The sequence below is a fragment of the Allobosea sp. P1_B10 genome (genome assembly GCF_056406735.1).
This window is the reverse complement of sequence record NZ_JBFTZP010000006.1, coordinates 80,672-100,329: the sequence shown is the minus strand read 5'-3', so window position 1 is coordinate 100,329 and position 19,658 is coordinate 80,672. Positions and strand designations below refer to the sequence as shown.

General features: G+C 66.0%; 15 protein-coding genes. 9 read left to right on the top strand and 6 right to left on the bottom strand.

Features of this window, described 5'->3' with window-relative positions; genetic code table 11:
- Positions 1-63: 63 nt before the first annotated feature.
- Complete coding sequence (locus AC1D2L_RS14925; RefSeq protein WP_476846669.1) at positions 64-1,671, bottom strand: alpha,alpha-trehalose-phosphate synthase (UDP-forming); 1,608 nt, start codon at positions 1,669-1,671, stop codon at positions 64-66.
- Positions 1,672-1,962: 291 nt separating this feature from the next.
- Between AC1D2L_RS14925 and otsB the strand changes: the two genes are divergently transcribed.
- Positions 1,963-2,760, top strand: coding sequence for a trehalose-phosphatase (gene otsB, locus AC1D2L_RS14920; RefSeq protein WP_476846668.1), 798 nt, complete (start codon positions 1,963-1,965; stop codon positions 2,758-2,760).
- Positions 2,761-2,762: 2 nt separating this feature from the next.
- On the top strand, positions 2,763-4,619 hold the full coding sequence (locus AC1D2L_RS14915; RefSeq protein ID WP_476846667.1) for a glycoside hydrolase family 15 protein: 1,857 nt from the start codon (positions 2,763-2,765) through the stop codon (positions 4,617-4,619).
- Positions 4,620-4,728: 109 nt separating this feature from the next.
- On the opposite strand, the gene AC1D2L_RS14910 is transcribed toward AC1D2L_RS14915, so the two are convergent.
- Positions 4,729-5,937: a M20 family metallopeptidase gene (locus AC1D2L_RS14910; RefSeq protein WP_476846666.1), complete on the bottom strand. Its 1,209-nt coding sequence runs from the start codon at positions 5,935-5,937 to the stop codon at positions 4,729-4,731.
- Positions 5,938-6,454: 517 nt separating this feature from the next.
- Between AC1D2L_RS14910 and AC1D2L_RS14905 the strand changes: the two genes are divergently transcribed.
- A complete protein-coding gene (locus AC1D2L_RS14905; protein WP_476846665.1) occupies positions 6,455-7,789 on the top strand; it encodes an aminotransferase class I/II-fold pyridoxal phosphate-dependent enzyme in 1,335 nt (444 codons plus the stop codon).
- Between the two features lie 184 nt (positions 7,790-7,973).
- Entirely contained in the window at positions 7,974-9,428 is a 1,455-nt protein-coding gene (locus tag AC1D2L_RS14900) for a methyl-accepting chemotaxis protein (RefSeq protein WP_476846664.1), read from the top strand.
- Positions 9,429-9,462: 34 nt separating this feature from the next.
- Here AC1D2L_RS14900 and AC1D2L_RS14895 read toward each other — a convergent pair whose 3' ends face one another.
- Entirely contained in the window at positions 9,463-10,095 is a 633-nt protein-coding gene (locus tag AC1D2L_RS14895; protein ID WP_476846663.1) for a LysE family translocator, read from the bottom strand.
- A gap of 154 nt (positions 10,096-10,249) precedes the next feature.
- On the opposite strand from AC1D2L_RS14895, the gene AC1D2L_RS14890 reads away from it, so the two are divergent.
- Complete coding sequence (locus tag AC1D2L_RS14890; RefSeq protein ID WP_476846662.1) at positions 10,250-10,750, top strand: hypothetical protein; 501 nt, start codon at positions 10,250-10,252, stop codon at positions 10,748-10,750.
- Between the two features lie 25 nt (positions 10,751-10,775).
- Here AC1D2L_RS14890 and AC1D2L_RS14885 read toward each other — a convergent pair whose 3' ends face one another.
- The 3 genes from AC1D2L_RS14885 to AC1D2L_RS14875 form a co-directional block, all read right to left on the bottom strand.
- Positions 10,776-11,282: a DinB family protein gene (locus tag AC1D2L_RS14885; RefSeq protein WP_476846661.1), complete on the bottom strand. Its 507-nt coding sequence runs from the start codon at positions 11,280-11,282 to the stop codon at positions 10,776-10,778.
- An 11-nt stretch (positions 11,283-11,293) separates the two neighbouring features.
- Positions 11,294-12,517 carry an NAD(P)/FAD-dependent oxidoreductase gene (locus AC1D2L_RS14880; RefSeq protein WP_476846660.1) on the bottom strand — a complete coding sequence of 408 codons (1,224 nt, stop codon included), beginning with the start codon at positions 12,515-12,517 and terminating at the stop codon, positions 11,294-11,296.
- Between the two features lie 92 nt (positions 12,518-12,609).
- On the bottom strand, positions 12,610-13,524 hold the full coding sequence (locus AC1D2L_RS14875; protein ID WP_476846659.1) for a LysR family transcriptional regulator: 915 nt from the start codon (positions 13,522-13,524) through the stop codon (positions 12,610-12,612).
- Positions 13,525-13,707: 183 nt separating this feature from the next.
- Here AC1D2L_RS14875 and amaB point away from each other — a divergent pair, with 183 nt between their 5' ends.
- The 4 genes from amaB to AC1D2L_RS14855 all read left to right on the top strand — a co-directional run bounded on the left by amaB (position 13,708) and on the right by AC1D2L_RS14855 (position 19,654).
- Positions 13,708-15,228 carry an L-piperidine-6-carboxylate dehydrogenase gene (gene amaB / locus AC1D2L_RS14870; protein ID WP_476846658.1) on the top strand — a complete coding sequence of 507 codons (1,521 nt, stop codon included), beginning with the start codon at positions 13,708-13,710 and terminating at the stop codon, positions 15,226-15,228.
- A 123-nt stretch (positions 15,229-15,351) separates the two neighbouring features.
- Positions 15,352-16,572 carry an acyl-CoA dehydrogenase gene (locus AC1D2L_RS14865; RefSeq protein WP_476846657.1) on the top strand — a complete coding sequence of 407 codons (1,221 nt, stop codon included), beginning with the start codon at positions 15,352-15,354 and terminating at the stop codon, positions 16,570-16,572.
- Between the two features lie 109 nt (positions 16,573-16,681).
- Complete coding sequence (locus tag AC1D2L_RS14860) at positions 16,682-17,869, top strand: CaiB/BaiF CoA transferase family protein (protein ID WP_476846656.1); 1,188 nt, start codon at positions 16,682-16,684, stop codon at positions 17,867-17,869.
- Positions 17,870-17,983: 114 nt separating this feature from the next.
- Positions 17,984-19,654 (top strand): thiamine pyrophosphate-binding protein, encoded by a 1,671-nt coding sequence (locus AC1D2L_RS14855; protein WP_476846655.1) that lies wholly within the window; start codon positions 17,984-17,986, stop codon positions 19,652-19,654.
- Positions 19,655-19,658 lie beyond the last annotated feature (4 nt).

Genomic DNA, 19,658 nt, shown 5'->3' with positions numbered 1-19,658 from the left:
GATGCGGAGGCGGTTTCGGCAAGGGCTGCGAATGCGACACGCGGAAATCAGGCTCCAGCGCAGTCAATGTGACGTCGGACGAGGCGATGTGCGCTGCGGCCGCGCCTCTCCATTCGGCGGGGCCTTCGCGGCGCGCCCCCTGCCCTTCACGGTCGCGGCATCCTTCGGCGACGAGGCGACATAGTCGCTGGCCTTCACCTCGTCCTGCTGCGTCCGGGTCCGGACCAGTTCCAGCCTGGCACCCCTGGCACGCGGCGTCCGCTTCGGCGCGGGCTCGACAGGTGGGGTCTCGCGCGCACCGGCGCCCGAGCCGATCAGGGCCGCCAGATAGCGTTCGGTCCACCACGCGATATCGGTTTCAGCGATCGCATCGTAAAGAAGCCTGAAGCGGCGGATGCGCTCGGATTTCGGCATGGCGAGCGCGGTCCGGATGGCGTCGGCGACCTCATGGGTATCGTAGGGATTGACGATGAGCGCCTCGCCCATCTGCTGCGCGGCCCCCGCAAAGCGCGACAGCACGAGGACGCCGGGATCGAGCGGATCCTGCGCGGCGATGTACTCCTTCGCCACCAGGTTCATGCCGTCACGCATCGGCGTCACCAAGCCGACCTGCGCGCGCCGGTAGAAGCCTGCGAGCGCGGTGCGCGAATAGGCCTTCTTCACGACCCTGATCGGGGTCCAGTCGAACTCGCCCAGCGCCGCGTTCAGGCGGCCCGCGGTCTCATCGGACTGGCGGTCGAGCTCGGCATATTCGGGCACGTCGCTGCGCGAGGGCGGCGCGATCTGCAGGAGACCGACGCGGCCGCGATGCTCGGGATGACTGCGCAGGAACTGCCCAAACGCTTCGAGCCGCTGAACGATGCCCTTGGAATAATCGAGCCTGTCGACACCGATGACGAGCTTGCGCTCTCCGAGCGACTGCTTAGTCGTCCTGATCGGGCCCGGCGCGGTGCGGACCGAAGCCGCCGCCAGCTTCCTGAAAGCCTCGACGTCGATGCCGATCGGGAATGGCTGGATCAGCGTCTCGCGCCGCCCCATACGGACGCGGCCGCCATCGGCCACTGCGCCGCACAGCGAAACGAGCCCGTTTGTGATGTTTGCGACATCCACGGCTGTCTGCATGCCGATCAGATCATAGGCGCCGACCATGCTGATCAGCGTCGAACTGAAGGGCAGCGCGCCGAACACCTCGGCCGGCGGCCACGGAATGTGATGGAAATAGCCGATGCGGTTCTTGACGCCGCGCCTGCGCAACTCGGCCGCGAGCGGGATCAGGTGATAGTCATGGATCCAGAGCACATCGGTGGGCTCGAGCAGGCCCACGAGCGCCTTCGCAAAACGACGGTTCACGGCGAGATAGCCGGCATAGTCCGTCCGCGAGAACTCGGTCAGACCGAGGCGGTAATGCATGTTTGGCCACAGGGCCCGGTTCGAGAAGCCGAGATAGTAGCTTTGGCGCTCGGCCTCGCTGAGATCGGTGACGGCATAGGTCACCTTGCCGCGCTCGATGCTGCGCACGGCCGAGCTGTCGGATTGCTGGCCGCTCCAGCCGAACCAAAGGCCGCCCTGTGTCTCGAGGGCCTCGCGCAACGCCACCGCCAGTCCGCCCGCCGCCGCCTTCTCATGGCGATCGGGGATCGTGACGCGGTTGGAAACGATGACAAGGCGCATGTTGGGAACTCTCCTGCTCGGCCGATCAATTGAAATTCGACACTGGCCGCAGGAACAGAACGCGCTCGCAGGCGTAATGTTTCAGGGATCGTTGGTCAGCGACGGCGAAGCTGTGTCGGCATGACGTTGAAAGCATGGCAGCCAGCACAGTTTCGAAGCGCAATGCGGCAATTCTGCGAGCAGGCTCCAGGCAGCTCGGAAGCCGATCATTCAACCGCGGATAATTCAACCGAAGGACTTCAGGGCACGCAGGCCGCATTTTCGCCGGTCTCATGGCTCAGACAGACTGTGATGACGAACCTGATCGAAAAACAATTGCCGGGAGATATTCAGGGCCTCGCTGTCCCTGAGCCCGAGATCGCGCTTTTTCTTGATTTCGACGGGACGCTGGTCGAGATCGCGCCTGCGCCCGACGAGGTCCATCTCGACCRCCGCGTCGGGCCGGCGCTCGATGCCCTGCGCTCGAGCCTTGGCGGCGCGCTGGCGCTCGTCTCCGGGCGCCCGATCACCTTCCTCGACACCGTTCTGGCGCCTTACCGCTTCGATACCGCCGGTCTCCATGGTGCCCAGATTCGAACCGACGGCGAAATCCGCTCGCAGTCCGAAGTGCCGGACTCGATGCGCGAGGCCACGCGCGACCTCGTCCGCTTCGCCAACAGCAATGTCGGCGTGATCATTGAGGACAAGCGCATCTCGATTGCGCTGCACTGGCGCCTCGCGCCGCAGCTGAAGGACGAGGCGCTCGAGCTCATGCGCAAGATCGCGACGCGGATGGGCCCCGGGATCCGGCTCCAGGAAGGCAAGGCAGTCGCCGAGTTGGTCCCCGCAGGCGCGAGCAAGGGCAACGCCATCGCCTGGATGATGAGCCAGCCGCTCTATGCCGGGCGCCGGCCCGTCTTCATCGGCGACGACATCACCGACGAGGCCGGTTTCGAGGCGGTCAACGCGCTTGGCGGACTCTCGATCCGCATCGGCGACGGCGAGACCTGTGCGACACGCCGGCTGGCCTCGCCGACACAACTTCGCTCCCTCCTCCTGGCCGCCGCCGAAAGTGGCGTCCTGACTGTTTCCAGCTTTTCTCAGGAATGACGATGATAGTTTCGACGACGACAGTTGGCCCTCTCAGCGCGGGCCAGCACTCGGCATCGCTCGATCTCGGCGTGATCGGCAACTGCTCGATAGCCGCCCTGATCGACCGTCGGGCCCGGATCGTCTGGGGCTGTTTCCCCAGGTTCGACCGTGACCCCGTGTTCTGCGCGCTGATCAACAACCAGCCCGATGACGGCGACGCGATGCCGGAGAAGGGCGTCTTCGCGATCGAACTGATCGGCATGACGCATTGCGAGCAAAGCTATCTCGACAACACGGCGATCCTCTCGTCTGTGCTTTCGGACGATAGCGGCAACGCCATCGAGATCCTGGATTTCGCGCCGCGCTTCGTGCGCTACGAGCGCTTCTTCCGGCCGCCGCAGCTGGTGCGGCGCGTCAGGCGGATTTCCGGGCGCCCGCGCATCCGCGTGGTGGTGAAGCCAGCCCTTGGCCTCGGCGAAGAGCCCGACGAGCTGACGCGGGGCTCAAACCATGTCCGCTTCGTCGGCGCCGACCAGACCATCCGGCTGACCACCGACGCGCCGATCTCCTATGTCGTGGGCGGGGTGCCCTTCGCCGTCGACCGCCCGTTCTCGTTCTTCATCGGCTCTGACGAGGCGCTGCGCGCCGAGATCGAGACGACCTCCCGCGAGTTCCTCGACAAGACAACCGACTACTGGCGCGACTGGGTGCGCTCGCTCTCGATCCCCTTCGACTGGCAGAAAGAAGTCATCCGGGCTGCGATCACGCTGAAGCTCTGCTCCTTCGAGGAGAGCGGCGCGATCGTCGCGGCGCTCACGACCTCGATCCCGGAGGCGCCCGGCACCCAGCGAAACTGGGACTATCGCTTCTGCTGGCTGCGGGACGCCTATTTCGTCGTCCATGCCCTGAACCGCCTGGGCACGACGCGAACGATGGAGGACTATCTCGGCTTCATCACCAATGTCGTCGACAGCTTCACCGAAAGCGGCGCCAAGCACCTGCCGCCACTCTATCCGATCACGCGCGGCGGCGCCCTCGACGAATTCGAGGCGCCCAACCTCTCTGGCTATCGCGGCCATCAGCCCGTGCGCTTCGGCAATGGAGCGGCCACGCAGATCCAGAACGACGGCTACGGCGCCGTCGTGCTTGCGGCGACGCACTCCTTCTTCGATCAGCGCTTGATCCAGCCGGGCAAGGAGGCCCTGTTCGGACAGCTCGAACGCATGGGCGAACTGGCGATCGAGAGCTTCGACAAGCCCGATGCGGGTCCCTGGGAATTGCGCGAAAAGGAAGCCGTGCACTCCTTCTCCAGCGTGATGTGCTGGGCCGCCTGCGACCGGCTCGCCCGGATCGCCGGCACGCTCGGCCGCGCCGACCGCAAGGAGTATTGGCGCTCGGAGGCGAAACGGCTGAAGCAGGCCATCGCCGACCGGATCTGGAACGACGAGAAGGGCCATTTCGTCTCGACATTCGATGGCGAGGACCTGGACGCCACGCTGCTGCTCTTCGCCGAGCTTGGCTTCGTCAAGGCCGAGGACCCTCGCTTCATCGCAACCGTCGAAGCCATCGGGCGCGATCTGACGCGCGGCGACCTCATCCTGCGCTACGCGACACAGGATGATTTCGGCTTCATGCACACCGGATTCCTGATCTGCGCCTTCTGGTATGTCGATGCGCTGCACGCGATCGGGCGGCGCGAGGAGGCGATCGAGCGCTTCAACCGCATCCTGAAACAGCGCAACAGCTTCGGTCTGCTCTCGGAGGACGCAGACCTCACGACGGGCGAGCTCTGGGGCAATTTCCCCCAGACCTACTCCATGGTCGGCCTGATCAATTCGGCGATGCGCCTCAGCCGCGACTGGGAAGAGGCGTTCTAGGGATCGATCGTCATGGTCGGGCCTGACCCGACCATGACGCTGTCAGTGGGCTTCTCCGCCTAAGATGCTCGGGTCTGCGCTTCGCTTCGCCCCAGCATGACGGAGGCTTTCACTCCATCGCAGACGCCGTGCGCATGATCGCCAGCGCGAGCACCTGCGCGGCCGGCACGATGCTGTCGACCTCAAGGAACTCCTCGGGCGTATGCGCCATGCCGCCGATGGGCCCGATGCTGCAGAGCGTCGGGCAGCCCTGGGCCGCGGTGAAGCCGGAATCGGCGCAACCACCGGTGAACTCGGCCTTGACGCTGATGCCGTAGCCGGCTGCAGCGTCGCGATAGGCCTCGAACATCGCAACCGATTCCGGCGAGCTTTCCAGTGGCACGAACTCGCCCTTGATGATGAAGGTGCCGGTGGTGCCGGCGACCTCCGGGGTCTCGATGATCGCGCGGATCTTGCCGACCAGTTCGTCGCGCTGAGTAGCGGTGACATAGCGCAGGTCGATCTCGCACCAGGCATGCGGCGCGATCGTGTTGACGGTCTGGCCGCCGCCGATCAGCCCGACATTGACGGTGATGCCGCGCTCGAGATCCGTCAGGCCCTGCAGCCTTGGGATCTTGTGGCCGAGATCGACGATGGCCGAGGCGCCCTTCTCGTAGTTCGCGCCGGAATGCGCGGCCTTGCCGGTGAACTCGGCGCGGATGAAGACGCCGCCCTTGCGGCCGGAGGTGACCGACTGCTTGCGGTCCCGGGCGAACTCCGTGCCGACGGGCAGGCGGCTCGGCTCGGCGTTGAACACGCAACGGGCTTCGCGCGCAGCCGCCTCGATGATCGGCCGCGATGACGGCGAGGCGATCTCCTCGTCGCTCGTCGTCAGCATCAGCAGGGGGGCCGAGAGGCCCTCGCATTCGGCAAAGGCGGCAGCCACGAACGCCTCGATGACGAGGCCTGCCTTCATGTCGGCGACGCCGGGGCCATAGGCACGGCCACCCTTGATGGTGAAGGGCCGGCGCGTCGGCTCGCCGACCGGGAACACCGTATCGCGATGGCCGAGCAGAAGGACCGGCCGCTGGTCGTTGGCGGTGGGGTTGGGCAGCCGCGCCTTGACCGCGTCGCCATATGTCGCGTCGGGTACGATCTCGACCTCGAGGCCGTTGCGCTCATGGAAACGGGCGAGCACCTGGCCGGCGCGATCGACGCCCGCCTTGTCATAGGAGCCGGAATCGGTGTCGACCATTTCGCGCAGCAGCGCGATCATCGCCTCTTCGCGGGCGGCGAGCCAAGCCGTTACTTTGGTTTCCTCGGGCGTCAACGCAGTCATCTCTTCCAGCCTTCATCGTTCCAAACGGGACGAACCCCAGCTTAAACGTCGGGCGGTGTCGGCGATAGCGCACCGCGTTGATTTCGGGGCCTGCCGCGGCCACAAGAAGAGTGACGGAGCGAGAGGCTATTCACAGATGAAAGCGCTACTTCGAGTGCTCCGCGCGCGGGCCGAAAGATCTCGCAACGTAATATGATCTGGCACGAGAGGGGCTCGGGCGCGCATAGGCGTGAGGTCAAGGCCGAGACGGCGGGGGTGGTAAACCCCGAGTATATCTACTCCAGATTGCGTCAGACGGATTCTCCGATCCAGAACGTCATTCCGGTTGCATCATTGGCCCGGTTTCTGGCAATCGCATAACGTCTTTGCTAACCACACGCAGCGAGACAAGGTTAAAGCGTGGATAACGCGAACAAATACTCTGAGTTTCAACATATTCTTAAATCTACGCCGCTATGGTCTGAGCAGCGACAAACATAGATCGCACACAACAGGCGTCGGCAGGGATATCTTGGCTATGACCGTGTACAATGAAGTTCCCGCGGATGCGTTGGCGGGCAGCATGCGTGACTTCCGCGTTCCCGCAGGCGCTGATCTGGAACGGCGTGTCGGAAACTTCTTCAAGTGGCAGAATTTGCGCCGCCAGAACGGCCTCTGGCCCTTCTCGCGTGCCACCGATTTCGGTCCGCGCACCGAGGTTTCGGCCTCCGACGATCGCGGCATCAACATGCAGGGCGTCAACTTCGCCTCGCAGGACTATCTCAGCATGTCGTCCAACCCCGAGATCAAGCAGACGGCGCTGGACGCCATCGAGCGCTACGGCGTCCATAGCGCCGGATCGGCGGCGCTTGTCGGCAACACCACCCATTCGGTGGCGCTCGAGCGCAAGATCGCCGAATTCCTCGGCATGGAAGACGCCTTGCTCTACCCGACCGGCTGGGGCGCAGGCTACGGCGTGATACGCGGCCTGGTGCGCTCGTCGGACCACATCGTGATGGACACTCTGAGCCACACCTGCCTGCAGGAAGGCGCCAACGCCGCCACCCGCAACATCTATCAGTACCGCCATCTCGACATGGCCCATTGCCGCCGCTGGCTGGAGAAGATCCGCTCCACCGACACCGAGAACGGCATCATGGTGGTGACGGAAGGCCTGTTCTCGATGGACTCCGACGTGCCCGATCTCGCGGCGATGCAGGAACTCTGCAACGAGTTCAACGCCACGCTGATGGTCGACGTCGCCCACGATCTCGGCGCGCTTGGACCGGGCGGACGCGGCACCATCGGCAGCCAGAACATGCTGGGCAAGATCGACATCGTGATGGGCTCGTTCTCGAAGACCTTTGCCTCGAATGGCGGCTTCGTCGCCGTCAAGGAGCGCCCGATCAAGGAATATCTGCGCTTCTACAGCCCCAGCACGACCTTCTCCAACGCGATGTCGCCGGTGAATGCCGCGATCGTGCTCAAGGCCTTCGAGATCATCGACACGGCGGAAGGCGAGACCCTGCGCGGCGAGTTGATGAGCAACGTGCTCGAACTGCGCAGCCAACTCACCGCCGCCGGCCTCGAATACTATGGCGAGCCCTCGGCTATCGTCGCGGTCAAGATGGGCACCGAGGGCCTGGCCCGCCTGGTCAGCCGCCGCCTGCCGGAACTCGGATTGCTCTGCAATCTCGTCGAGTACCCAGCGGTCCGAAAGGGCGCTGCCCGCTTCCGGATGCAGGTCATGGCCAAGCACAGCATGCAGAACATCAGCGACGCGGTCTCGCGCATCAAGGCTGCCCGGCTGGAAGCCGGCATCGAGCTTGCCGCGATGGGCGGCGACGCACCGGCGAGTCGCGCGGTCGCCTGATCCGACACGAAGCCAGAAGCCCGCCGGCGCAGCGACGCGCGGGCGGGCCTCCGCATGCAGACATCGCCCGTTTTGGTGCGATTAAACCAAAATTCAGACAGTCCTGCTCTGATCCGGCTCCATGGCGGGCGGTTTTGCCCCGTCGCACGCAGCCTGGCGCCCCGCCACGTTCGAGTACCGGCCCATGACTGCGATCGCGCTTGCGACACCGACCGAAAGCCAGCCGACCGGCTTCGCCAACTGGGCAACCGCCCTCCTCTGGGTGGTGGCTCCGTCCGGGACCGCAATCTCGCTCTGGCTGAATGACGGCCGCGACATCGCTTTGTTCATGGTTGTGCTCGGAATCTCCGCCATCGCAACGCTGTGCGTCCATTTCCGCAGACGAGCCGTGTCCAGCCAGATCGCAATGGCCCTGGCGACGACCTGCGCCGTCCTGCTCCTGACCCAGACCGCCTTTGCCACAGGCTGGTCGGGCGCCGTCCAGATCGGCATGATCCTGGCGCTCACCGCCACCGCAGGTTGGCGCCGCTGGGAGCCATTGGCGGCAGTGGCCGCGCTGATCATCACAATCGCAGCGACGCTCGGCGCACCGGCAGAGACTGGCATCCCCTCGCTGGCTCAGGCGTTCTACATCGTAGCCGTCATGCTCCAGACCGGCGCGCTGATCCGGCTGACGAGCGCGCAGCCGCGAGCCGCATCGGAGCCGCTGGCGACGGCGGCCGCCCAACTGGCACAGCTCGAAGCCGAGACGCAGGCCTCCGCAGAGGAGTCGGCCCGGCGCGAGGCGCTGCGCCGCGAGAACCTGAAGGAGGTCATGACTTCGTTCGATGGCGAATTTCTCGATATGCTCGACGCGATGGTCAAGAACATCCGCGGCCTCAAGCAGACGGCCGGCGATCTTGCCCAGATCGCGGATTCCACCAATGACGAGGTCATTGCAGTCGCGTCGACCTCCGAGGAATCGTCGCGCAACGTCGCCGATGTCGCGACCGCGACCCAACAGCTGTCATCGGCGATCGGCGCCATCGACGAACAACTGGCGACGACACAGACGCTGGTCGCCACCATGAACGAGAGCGCGCAGGAGACCAACGTGACAGTCGACAGGCTCGACGATTCCGTCCGGCGCATCGACGGCATCGTCAGCCTGATCCGGGGCATCGCCGAACAGACCAATCTGCTGGCGCTCAACGCCACGATCGAGGCCGCACGCGCCGGCGATGCGGGGCGCGGCTTTGCCGTCGTCGCGGCCGAAGTGAAGACCCTTTCGAACCAGACCGCGATCGCGACGCAGGACATCGCCGCGCAGATCGCCGACATCAAGCAGGCGACGACCCATGCGGTGAACAATATCCGCAGCCTCTCGTCCAACATGCAGCAGATGGAAGAACGCACGGTCGGGATTGCGGCCGCGCTCGAGGAACAAGGGCAGATGACCTATGTCATCAGCCGCAGTATCGGCGAGGTCGCGACCGGCACCGCCTATCTCGCCGAGACCACGAACTCGATCCGCGAGACCGCCACGCGCACGCATGAAGTGGCAGGCAGCGTGCTCAACTCCACACAGACCCTGGAAGGCCGGGCGGCCGAGCTCGAGACCGCGGTGCACAAGTTCATGCAGCGCGTCGCGACCGCCTGAGCGGGGCGCCCGAGGGGACTGCCCGACTGCCCGGTCAGCGCCGGGCCTCCGTCGCCATCTTGACCGCGAGGCCCGCGAGCACGGTACCCATCAGCCAGCGCTGGACCAGCGCCCAGAGCGGCCGCTCGCGCAGGAACGATGCGATCGAGCCTGCGGCGAAAGCGATTGTCGCGTTGACCGTGACGCTGATCACGATCTGAACCAGGCCAAGCGCCAGCGACTGCCCCAGCACGTTGCCGGCGGCGGGGTCGATGAACTGCGGCAGCAACGCCAGATAGAGCATTGCGATCTTTGGGTTCAGCAGGTTCGTCAGGAAGCCCATCGCGAAGAGCCTGCGCGGGCTGTCATGGGGCAGCGCACGGACCTGGAACGGCGAGCGTCCGCCCGGCTTCACCGCCTGCCAGGCAAGCCAGAGCATGTAGGCCGCCCCGCCGAAACGCAGCGCGTCATAGGCGTATGGCACCGCAAAGAGCAGCGCCGTGATGCCGAACGCAGCACAGAGCATGTAGAAGACGAAGCCCAGCGCCACCCCGCCAAGCGAGATCAGACCGGCGCCTCGCCCCTGCGAGATCGAGCGCGAGATCAGGTAGATCATGTTGGGGCCGGGCGTCAGCACCATGCCGAAGGCGACAAGCGCGAAGGCGGCGAGACTGGTTGGTTCCGGCATGGCGATCCTCGTACGGCAAGGCCCCGGCACCATGCTGAGATTTGCCTGACGCGGCAATCGCATAGGCAGATGGCCGGCATCGCGGAACCACGCGGCACCCTGCTCGTTGTCCGCGCAGCGACCCGGCGCTGCCCTCCTCGATAGCGAGCCCCAGATGACCCTGTTCAGCCGCATCCTCTATACGGCGATCTCGATCACATTGCTGGCTGCCGCCGTATCCCTCATCGGCGTCGCGGTTTGGCGCACAGCTACCGGCTACTGGACTGGCGAGGCGGCGCTCGAGACCATGCTCGACGGGATAGGGCTGATCATCATCGCGGTCGCAGTCGCCGATGTCGGCAAGTTCCTGTTCGAGGAAGAGGTCGTGGCCGACCGCGAAATGCGCCATCCGGCCGAAGCCAGGGGCTCGCTGACCAAGTTCATGTCGATCATGATCGTGGCGCTCTCGCTGGAGGCACTCGTCCTCATCGCCAAGACCTCGCGCGATACGATGAGCGACATCGTCTATCCCGGCCTGCTCGTGATGCTGGCAGTGCTGGCCATGGTCGGTCTCGGCCTGTTCCAGAAGCTCAGCCAGAACGCGACGGCGGCCGTGCCGGAACGTGCCGAGGCGATCGCGAAGCCAGGAGCCGGCAAGAAAGCCCGGTCCGCATAGCCACCCGGGAAGCCTCGCGGCTGATTCAGTGCAACTCGTCGACCAGGAACAGGTCGGTATCGCCGGGCCTGGCACCGGCTGCGGTCAGCATCGCGTGGATCTGCCCACGGTGGTGGGTCTGATGGTTGAACATATGCGCGATGGCAAGCGAGCGCGGCGCGGACATCTCGCGACCTGCAGCGCCCGAATACCAGATGAGAGTGCCGCGCAGCCAAGCGCTCTCGACGGTCTCGGACCAGGCCAGGATCGCGTCGTCGCGCTCCTGGCGGGCGCTCTTGAACGCGTCCCAATCAGCAACATAGATCGTCGAATCGCGACCGCCGATCGGCGGCTTCGGTGTGCCGGTCAGGCGATGCAGCCAGACCTCGTCGGCCCAGAGCAAGTGGTTGAATGTCGCGTGGATCGACTTGAAGAAGGCGCCGCGATCGCGGCGCCGCGCTTCGTCATCGAGTTCGCCGGCAGCCGCGATCAGGCTGCGGTTCTGCCAGGCGTTGTAGCGCGCCATCATCTGGACGAAAGCGGGATCGACCATGGCGCGTCTCCTCAGATGATGTTGTCCTCAAGCAGCGGCCGGTTTGCCACGACACGCTCATGCCCGAGATCGGAGAGGTCGAGGCTGCGATAGCCGCCATGAAGGATGTGCTCGGCGATGCCGCGCCCGACAGCCGGAGACTGTTGCAGACCGTGGCCTGAGAAACCATTCGCAAGATACAGGTTCGGCAGACCGACTGCCGGCCCGATGATGGCGTTATGATCGAGCCCGCACATATCGTAGGGGCCGGCCCAGGCCCGGCCCGGCTTGATCTGTTCGAAGGCCGGAATGCGATGCGCCAGCGGCATCCACACAGCCTCGTCGAAGAACGGCCAGTCGACGTCCTCGACACCGGGATCGCCCTCGACCCACTCGACGTCCTGCTCAGGCGTCAGCGGCGAGCAACTTCCGATGAACAACTGCCCCTCGGGACCACGTGCGCCTTCGGGCCTGCACCAGGCGCCGGAGGTGTCGATCAGAAGGGGGCAGTTGTCGACCTCGCCCTTGCACATGAAGGAGAAGACGTAGCGCTTCATCGACTTGACCGGAATGGAGATGCCGGCTGTCTCGGCGAGGCGCGCGCCATGCGTGCCCGAAGCGTTGACGGCGGCGCCGCAGGCGATGCGGCTCCCGTCCGTCAGTTCGACCCCGGTGATGCGGCCGCCTTCGGTGAGATAGCGAGCGACCTCGCCCTGCCGGTATTCGACACCGAGCGACCGGGCCTTCTTGCGAAATGCTTGCAACAATGCCCAGCCATCGAACCAGCCCTCGCCACTGACGCCGTAGGTCCCGCAAGCGAGATCCGAAGTATTTAGCCAGCTGAATTTGCTGCGCAACATATCTGCAGCATAAAGCGCGATATCGGCACCCTCGCTGGCCTGCAGACGCTGGCTCGCGGCCAGCCCCGGGGCGCCCTCGTCGCCGGCGAGATAGAGATAGCCGCCTTCGTGCAGGTCGATCGCGGGGACCTCTCCGTCGACCGAGAGATGGCTCCCGATGTCGCGCAGGAAGTCGATTCCGTGGAGCGAGATACGGATGTTCACGGCGCTCGAGAACTGCTGGCGGATCGAGGCCGCCGAGAGCGCCGAGGCCGAGTAGCGGTAGGTCGGATCCTTCTCGATCACCACCACCTTGCCCTTGAAGCCGGGATCGGATGCGAGATGATACGCCACGGACGAACCGATGGCGGCGCCACCGCAGATCACGACATCGGCGCTTTCGGAAGGAGTCGGCATGGCAGTCCCGCGGAGCAAGGGCCGCGCCGAGCGCGGCAAGGTTTGTGAACTCAGCGCATGAATGACGCGCCGAACGGCCCTTGTCGAGGGGGTCAGGCAGGGACCCCGCATTCACCCAGCAGCCAATCGCGGAAGGCGATCACCGAGGGCAACTGTGCCTTGGTCTCGGGATAGACGAGATAATAGCCCTCAGGCCCGGTCACGGGCCTGTCGACCGGAATGACGAGCGCGCCGGAACGCAACTCCTCCTCGACGAGAAAGCGCGGCACGATGGCGAGGCCCAGCCCGGCCACCGCAGCCTGCGAGACCATGGCGAACTGTTCGAAGCGCGGCCCCATCAGGGCGCGCTCCGGCGCCAGGCCCTGCTGCTCCAGCCAGTTGGCCCAGGCGCGCGGCCGGGTCGACTGCTGCAGGAGCGGCACGCGCAGCAGGTCGGATGGCCCGGTCAGGGCGGCGCGCGCAACCAGCGCCGGGGCAGCGACGGGCACGACCTCCTCCCCCATCAGCCGGTGCAGGCGCGCGCCGGGCCAGACGGGATCGCCGAAATGCACAGCCGCATCTATCTGCTCGCGCGAGAAATCGAAGGGCACGAGCTTTGTCGTGAAATTGATGGTGATGCCCGGATGCGCCTCGATGAAGCGCGGCAGGCGCGGAATCAGCCAGCGCGTGCCGAATGTCGGCAGGATGGCAAGGTTCAGCAGGCCGGCCGCTCCGCGAAAGGCCATGGCCGACACCGTGGCAGCCGCCAGCCGCGACAGGCCATCGCGGATCTCGGCGGCATAGGCGCTGCCGGCGGGCGTGAGGCCGACGCGCTTCTTGACGCGCTCGAACAGGGCGACCCCTAGCGTCTTCTCGAGCAGCGCGACCTGCCGGCTGACCGCGCCCTGCGTCAGGTTCAGCTCCTCGGCGGCGCGCGTGAAACTGCCATGGCGGGCGGCGGCCTCGAAGGCGGCGAGCGCCGACAGCGAGGGTACGGAGAGACGGCCGGGAACAAGCTCGAGGTTCATGATCAATTCTCATCAAGTCGTGAGAACATATCGGTTGCCGCGACGGGGTGGAAGAGGGCATTCTGTGGCCAATCCGGGCCGGTATCTGATACCCGTCCGAGCCCTTATCCCGAGGCGCTGGGTTCAAAGCCAGGCGTCTCGGCATAAGGGCTATTGTCCGTGACCAGAAAGCTAGGCCCCATCATGAGCTCGACTCTGCCGAAAGACTGCCTTGCCCTACTGACCCGCCTGGGCGTGTCGGAAAGCGCCTTCGCCGCCAAGGGCATGGTCGCGCGCTCGCCGATCACTGGCGAGACCGTCGTCACCCTGCGCGAGACCACTCCCGCCGAGGCCGAGGCCGCCATCGGCCGGGCCCAGGCCGCCTTCCTGGCCTGGCGCAAGGTTCCCGCACCGCGCCGCGGCGAGTTCGTGCGCCTGCTCGGTGAAGAACTGCGCAAGGCCAAGGACGACCTCGGCCTGCTGGTGACGCTGGAGGCCGGCAAGGTCACCTCCGAGGGCCTCGGCGAGGTCCAGGAAATGATCGACATCTGCGATTTCGCAGTCGGCCTCTCGCGCCAGCTCTACGGCCTGACCATCGCCACCGAGCGTTCCAACCACCGCATGATGGAAACCTGGCATCCGCTGGGCGTCTGCGGCGTGATCTCGGCCTTCAACTTCCCCGTCGCCGTCTGGTCGTGGAATGCGGCGCTCGGCTTCGTCTGCGGCGACAGCGTCGTCTGGAAGCCTTCCGAGAAGACCCCGCTGACCGGCCTTGCCGTGCAGGCCATCGTCGAAAAGACGATGAATCGCTTCGGCCCCGAGGCTCCCGAGGGCCTGTCCGAGGTGCTGATCGGCGGTCGCGAGATCGGCGACATCCTGGTCCAGGACCATCGCGTTCCCGTGGTCTCGGCCACCGGCTCGACCCGGATGGGCAAGGAAGTCGGCCAGAAGCTGGCGGCACGCTTCGCCCGCGCCATCCTCGAGCTCGGCGGCAACAACGCCGCCATCGTCGCCCCCTCGGCCGATCTCGACATCGCGCTGCGCGGCATCGCCTTCGCGGCGATCGGCACCGYCGGCCAGCGCTGCACCACGCTGCGCCGCCTGATCGTCCACGAGAGCGTCTATGACGCGCTGATCCCGAAGCTGATCAAGGTCTATGGCTCCGTGAAGATCGGCGATCCCCGCGAAGCCGGCGTGCTCGTCGGCCCGCTGGTCGATGAGGACGCCTACAAGGCCATGCAGGCCGCGCTGACCGAGGCCAAGGCCGCCGGCGGCAAGGTTCATGGTGGCGAACAGGTCACGGTCGGCACCGGTGGCTTCTATGTCCGCCCCGCGCTGGTCGAGATGCCCGAGCAGACCGGGCCCGTGACCCGCGAGACCTTCGCGCCGATCCTCTATGTCATGAAGTACAAGACGCTGGATGAGGCGATCGCGATCCAGAACGCGGTCGGCGCCGGCCTGTCCTCCTCGATCTTCACGCTCAACATGCGCGACGCCGAGACCTTCGTGTCGGCAGAGGGCTCCGATTGCGGCATCGCCAACGTCAATATCGGCCCGTCCGGCGCCGAGATCGGCGGCGCGTTCGGCGGCGAGAAGGAGACCGGCGGCGGTCGCGAGGCCGGCTCGGATGCGTGGAAGGCCTATATGCGCCGCGCCACCAACACCGTGAACTACGGCACGACCTTGCCGCTGGCGCAGGGCGTCAGCTTCGACGTCGATGCGTGAGAGATAGGACCGTCATTCTCGGGCGAGCCAATCGCAGACCCGAGAATCTCATGATCAGACCCTGGTTTCGGCGGTGGTCGGGTCAAGCCCGACCATGACGGCAGAGATCATAAGGAGACAACCATGACTGAAGCTGCACGCAGCCACGCCGGCCACAGCAACAAGCTGGCCCAGTTCACCTGGGACGATGCCTTCCTGCTCGACGACCAGCTCACCGAAGACGAGCGCCTGATCCGCGACAGCGCCCGCGCCTATGCGCAGGAGAAGCTCGCCCCGCGCGTCTCCGAGGCCTATCTCGACGAGAAGACCGACCGCTCGATCTTCAACGAGATGGGTGAACTCGGCCTGCTCGGCGTCACGGTGCCGGAAGAATATGGTTGCGCCGGCGCCAACTACGTCTCCTACGGGCTCGTTGCCCGTGAGGTCGAGCGCATTGATTCCGGCTATCGCTCGATGATGTCGGTCCAGTCCTCGCTGGTGATGTACCCAATCTACGCCTATGGCAGCGAAGAGCAGCGCAAGAAGTACCTGCCCAAGCTCGGCTCGGGCGAATGGGTCGGCTGCTTTGGCCTGACCGAGCCTGACGCCGGCTCCGATCCCGGCGGCATGAAGACCCGCGCCGAGAAAGTGTCCGACGGCTACAAGCTCACGGGCTCGAAGATGTGGATCTCGAACTCGCCGATCGCCGATGTCTTTGTGATCTGGGCCAAGTCCGCCGCGCATGACAACCAGATCCGTGGCTTCATCCTCGAAAAGGGCATGAAGGGCCTGTCCGCCCCCAAGATCGGCGGCAAGCTCTCCCTGCGCGCCTCGATCACCGGCGAAGTCGTGATGGACGGCGTCATCGTCCCGGAAGAGAACCTGCTGCCCAACGTCTCGGGCCTGAAGGGTCCGTTCGGCTGCCTCAACCGCGCCCGCTACGGCATCTCCTGGGGCGTGCTCGGTGCTGCGGAAGACTGCTTCCACCGTGCCCGGCAGTACGGGCTCGACCGCAAGCAGTTCAACAAGCCGCTCGCCCAGACGCAGCTCTACCAGAAGAAGCTCGCCGACATGGTCACCGAGATCTCGCTCGGCCTGCAGGGCTCGCTTCGCGTCGGCCGCCTGCTCGACGAGGGCCGGATGGCTCCCGAGATGATCTCGCTCGTCAAGCGCAACAATTGCGGCAAGGCGCTCGACATCGCCCGCCAGGCCCGCGACATGCATGGCGGCAACGGCATCTCGATCGAGTTCCACGTCATGCGCCACGCCGCGAACCTCGAGACCGTGAACACCTATGAAGGTACGCATGACGTCCACGCCCTGATCCTGGGCCGGGCGATCACCGGCCTGCAGGCGTTCTTCTGAGCCCTTTGGACACGTCATGGCCGGGCTTGCCCCGGCCATCTCTTCCAGAACCAGCTTCCCCAAGAGATGGTCGGCTCAAGGCCGATCATGACGGTCCGGATCAAGCCTGATGACCCAACCTGCTCCCCTCGCCGGCCTGCGCGTCCTCGAACTTGCGCGCATTCTCGCCGGTCCCTGGATCGGACAGCTTCTGGCCGATCTCGGCGCCGACGTCGTCAAGGTCGAGGCGCCGGAAGGCGACGACACCCGCAAATGGGGCCCTCCCTTCGTCGAGGGAGAAGATGGCGAGCATCTTTCGGCCGCCTATTTCCACGCGGCCAATCGCGGCAAGCGTTCGATCACGGCCGATTTCCGCACCCCCGAGGGGCAGGCGCTGGTGCGCAAGCTTGCGGGCCATGCCGATGTCGTGGTCGAGAACTTCAAGGTCGGCGGGCTCGAGAAATACGGGCTGGACGCCGCGTCGCTGCGCGCGATCTATCCGCGCCTGGTCTATTGCTCGGTCACCGGTTTCGGCCAGACGGGACCTTATGCACCGCGCGCCGGCTACGACTTCCTGGTGCAGGGCATGGGCGGGCCGATGTCGATCACCGGTGAGCCTGAAGGCGCGCCGATGAAGGCCGGCTACGCCGTCGCCGACATCTATACCGGGCTCTACGCCTCGGTCGGCATCCTCTCGGCGCTGCGTCGGCGCGATGCCACCGGCGAAGGCGCCACGCTCGACATGGCGTTGCTGGACTCGCAGGTCGCGGTGCTCGGCAACCAGGCGATGAACTATCTCGTTTCCGGCAAGGCACCGCCGCGGCTGGGCAACGCTCATCCCAACATCGTGCCCTATGACGTGTTCCCGGTCGCCGATGGGCACATCATCATCGCGACAGGCAATGACGGGCAGTGGCGCAAGCTCTGCGACGTCCTGGGCGATGCAGCGCTCGCGAGCCACCCTGACTATGTCGACAACCGCTCGCGCGTCGCCAATCGCGTGGCGCTGACCGCGCTGCTGCACACGCTGACCCAGCGCTACGCCAAGGCCGATCTGCTCGCGGCGCTGGAGGCCGTCGGCGTTCCCGCCGGGCCGATCAATGGCGTCGACGAGGTCTTTGCCGATCCCCAGATCATCGCGCGCGGCGTCAAGGTCGATCTCGCCAGCCCGGCGGCGAAGGCCGGCGCGATCCCGACCGTGGCCTCGCCGATCGTGATGGACGGGATCAGGCAGGTCTCCCCGCGTCCGAGCCCGCGCCTCGGCGAGCATGAAAACGAGATCATGAGCGATCCCGCCTGGGGCGGAACCGCTCGATAGCATTCGCCGCCAGGGTGCGCGCAGCCCACACGCCAGCGCCGCGCCAGACGGAACCGGGATCACGTCGTCGCACCAGATTTCGCGATGACGACAAGCACAAGAGGAAGCAAGACCATGGCACCACGTACCGGCGGACAGATCCTCGTCGACCAACTCCTGATCCATGGCGCGACCGACGCCTTCTGCGTGCCGGGCGAGAGCTATCTCGCTGTGCTCGACGCGCTGCATGATGCTTCCATGAAAGTCACGATCTGCCGCGCCGAAGGCGGCGCCGGCATGATGGCGGAAGCCGCCGGCAAGCTGACCGGCAAGCCCGGCATCTGCTTCGTGACGCGCGGCCCCGGCGCCACCAACGCCTCGCCGGCGATCCACATCGCCGACCAGGACTCGACCCCGATGATCCTGTTCGTCGGCCAGATCGAGCGCGGCATGCGCGAGCGCGAGGCCTTCCAGGAACTCGACTACCGCGCCGTGTTCGGCTCGATGACGAAATGGGCGACCGAGATCGACGATGCCGCGCGCATCCCCGAGATCATCAGCCGCGCCTTCCATGTCGCCACCGCCGGCCGCCCCGGCCCGGTCGTGATAGCGCTGCCCGAGGACGTGCTGACCGACCTCGCCGATGTCGCCGACGCGCAGCCCTACCAGGTCACCGAGACGCACCCGTCCCTGCTCCAGACCATCGACCTGCAGAAGCGCCTCTGGGCGGCGAAGTCGCCTGTCGCGATCCTGGGCGGCTCGCGCTGGGACCCGCAAGCGATCGCGCGCTTCGAGCGCTTCGCAGAGCGTTTCGACCTGCCTGTCGCGGTCTCCTTCCGCCGGCAGATGGTGTTCTCCGCCGACCACCCCAACTTTGCCGGCGATCTCGGCATCGGCCCCAATCCGCAGTTGCTGAAGCGCATCCAGGATAGCGACCTCGTGCTGCTCGTCGGCGGCCGTCTCTCGGAAATGCCGAGCCAGTCCTACACGCTGTTTGGCATTCCCGAGCCCGGCCGCCAGCTTGTCCATGTCCATCCCGACGCCGAGGAACTCGGCCGGGTCTATCGTCCGGCGCTGGCGATCAACGCCTCGCCGACGGCGTTCTGCGCCGCGCTCGAGACCGTGCACCCGCCGCAGGAGATCGCCTGGGCCGGGGCCAGCGCCGTGGCGCATGAGTCCTATCTCGGCTGGTCCGGCCAGCCCGCACCGGTCGCCGGCACCTTCCACCCCGGCGAGGCCGTGACCTGGCTGCGGCACTATCTCCCCGACGACGCGATCATGTGCAACGGTGCTGGCAACTACGCCACCTGGCTGCACCGTTTCCACCGCTTCACGAAGTTTGCGACGCAGCTTGCCCCCACCTGCGGGTCGATGGGCTATGGCGTGCCGGCCGCGATCGGCGCCAAGCGGCTGTTCCCCGAGCGCACCGTCGTCGCCTTCGCAGGCGATGGCTGCTTCCTGATGAACGGGCAGGACTTCGCCACGGCCGTGCAGTACGACCTCGGCGTCATCATTGTGGTGATCGACAACGGCATGTACGGCACGATCCGGATGCACCAGGAGAAGCATTATCCCGGTCGCGTTTCGGCAACGACGCTGAAGAACCCCGATTTCGCGGCCTATGCTCGCGCCTTCGGCGGCCATGGCGAGCGCGTCGAGACCACCGCCGAGTTCGGCCCGGCCTTCGAGCGCGCGGTCGCATCCGGCAAGCCCGCGATCCTGCACTGCATCCTCGACCCCGAGGCCATCACGCCGGCAAAGTCGCTCTCGACGATCCGCGCCGAGGCCTTTGCCGCCCAGGGCTGACGTC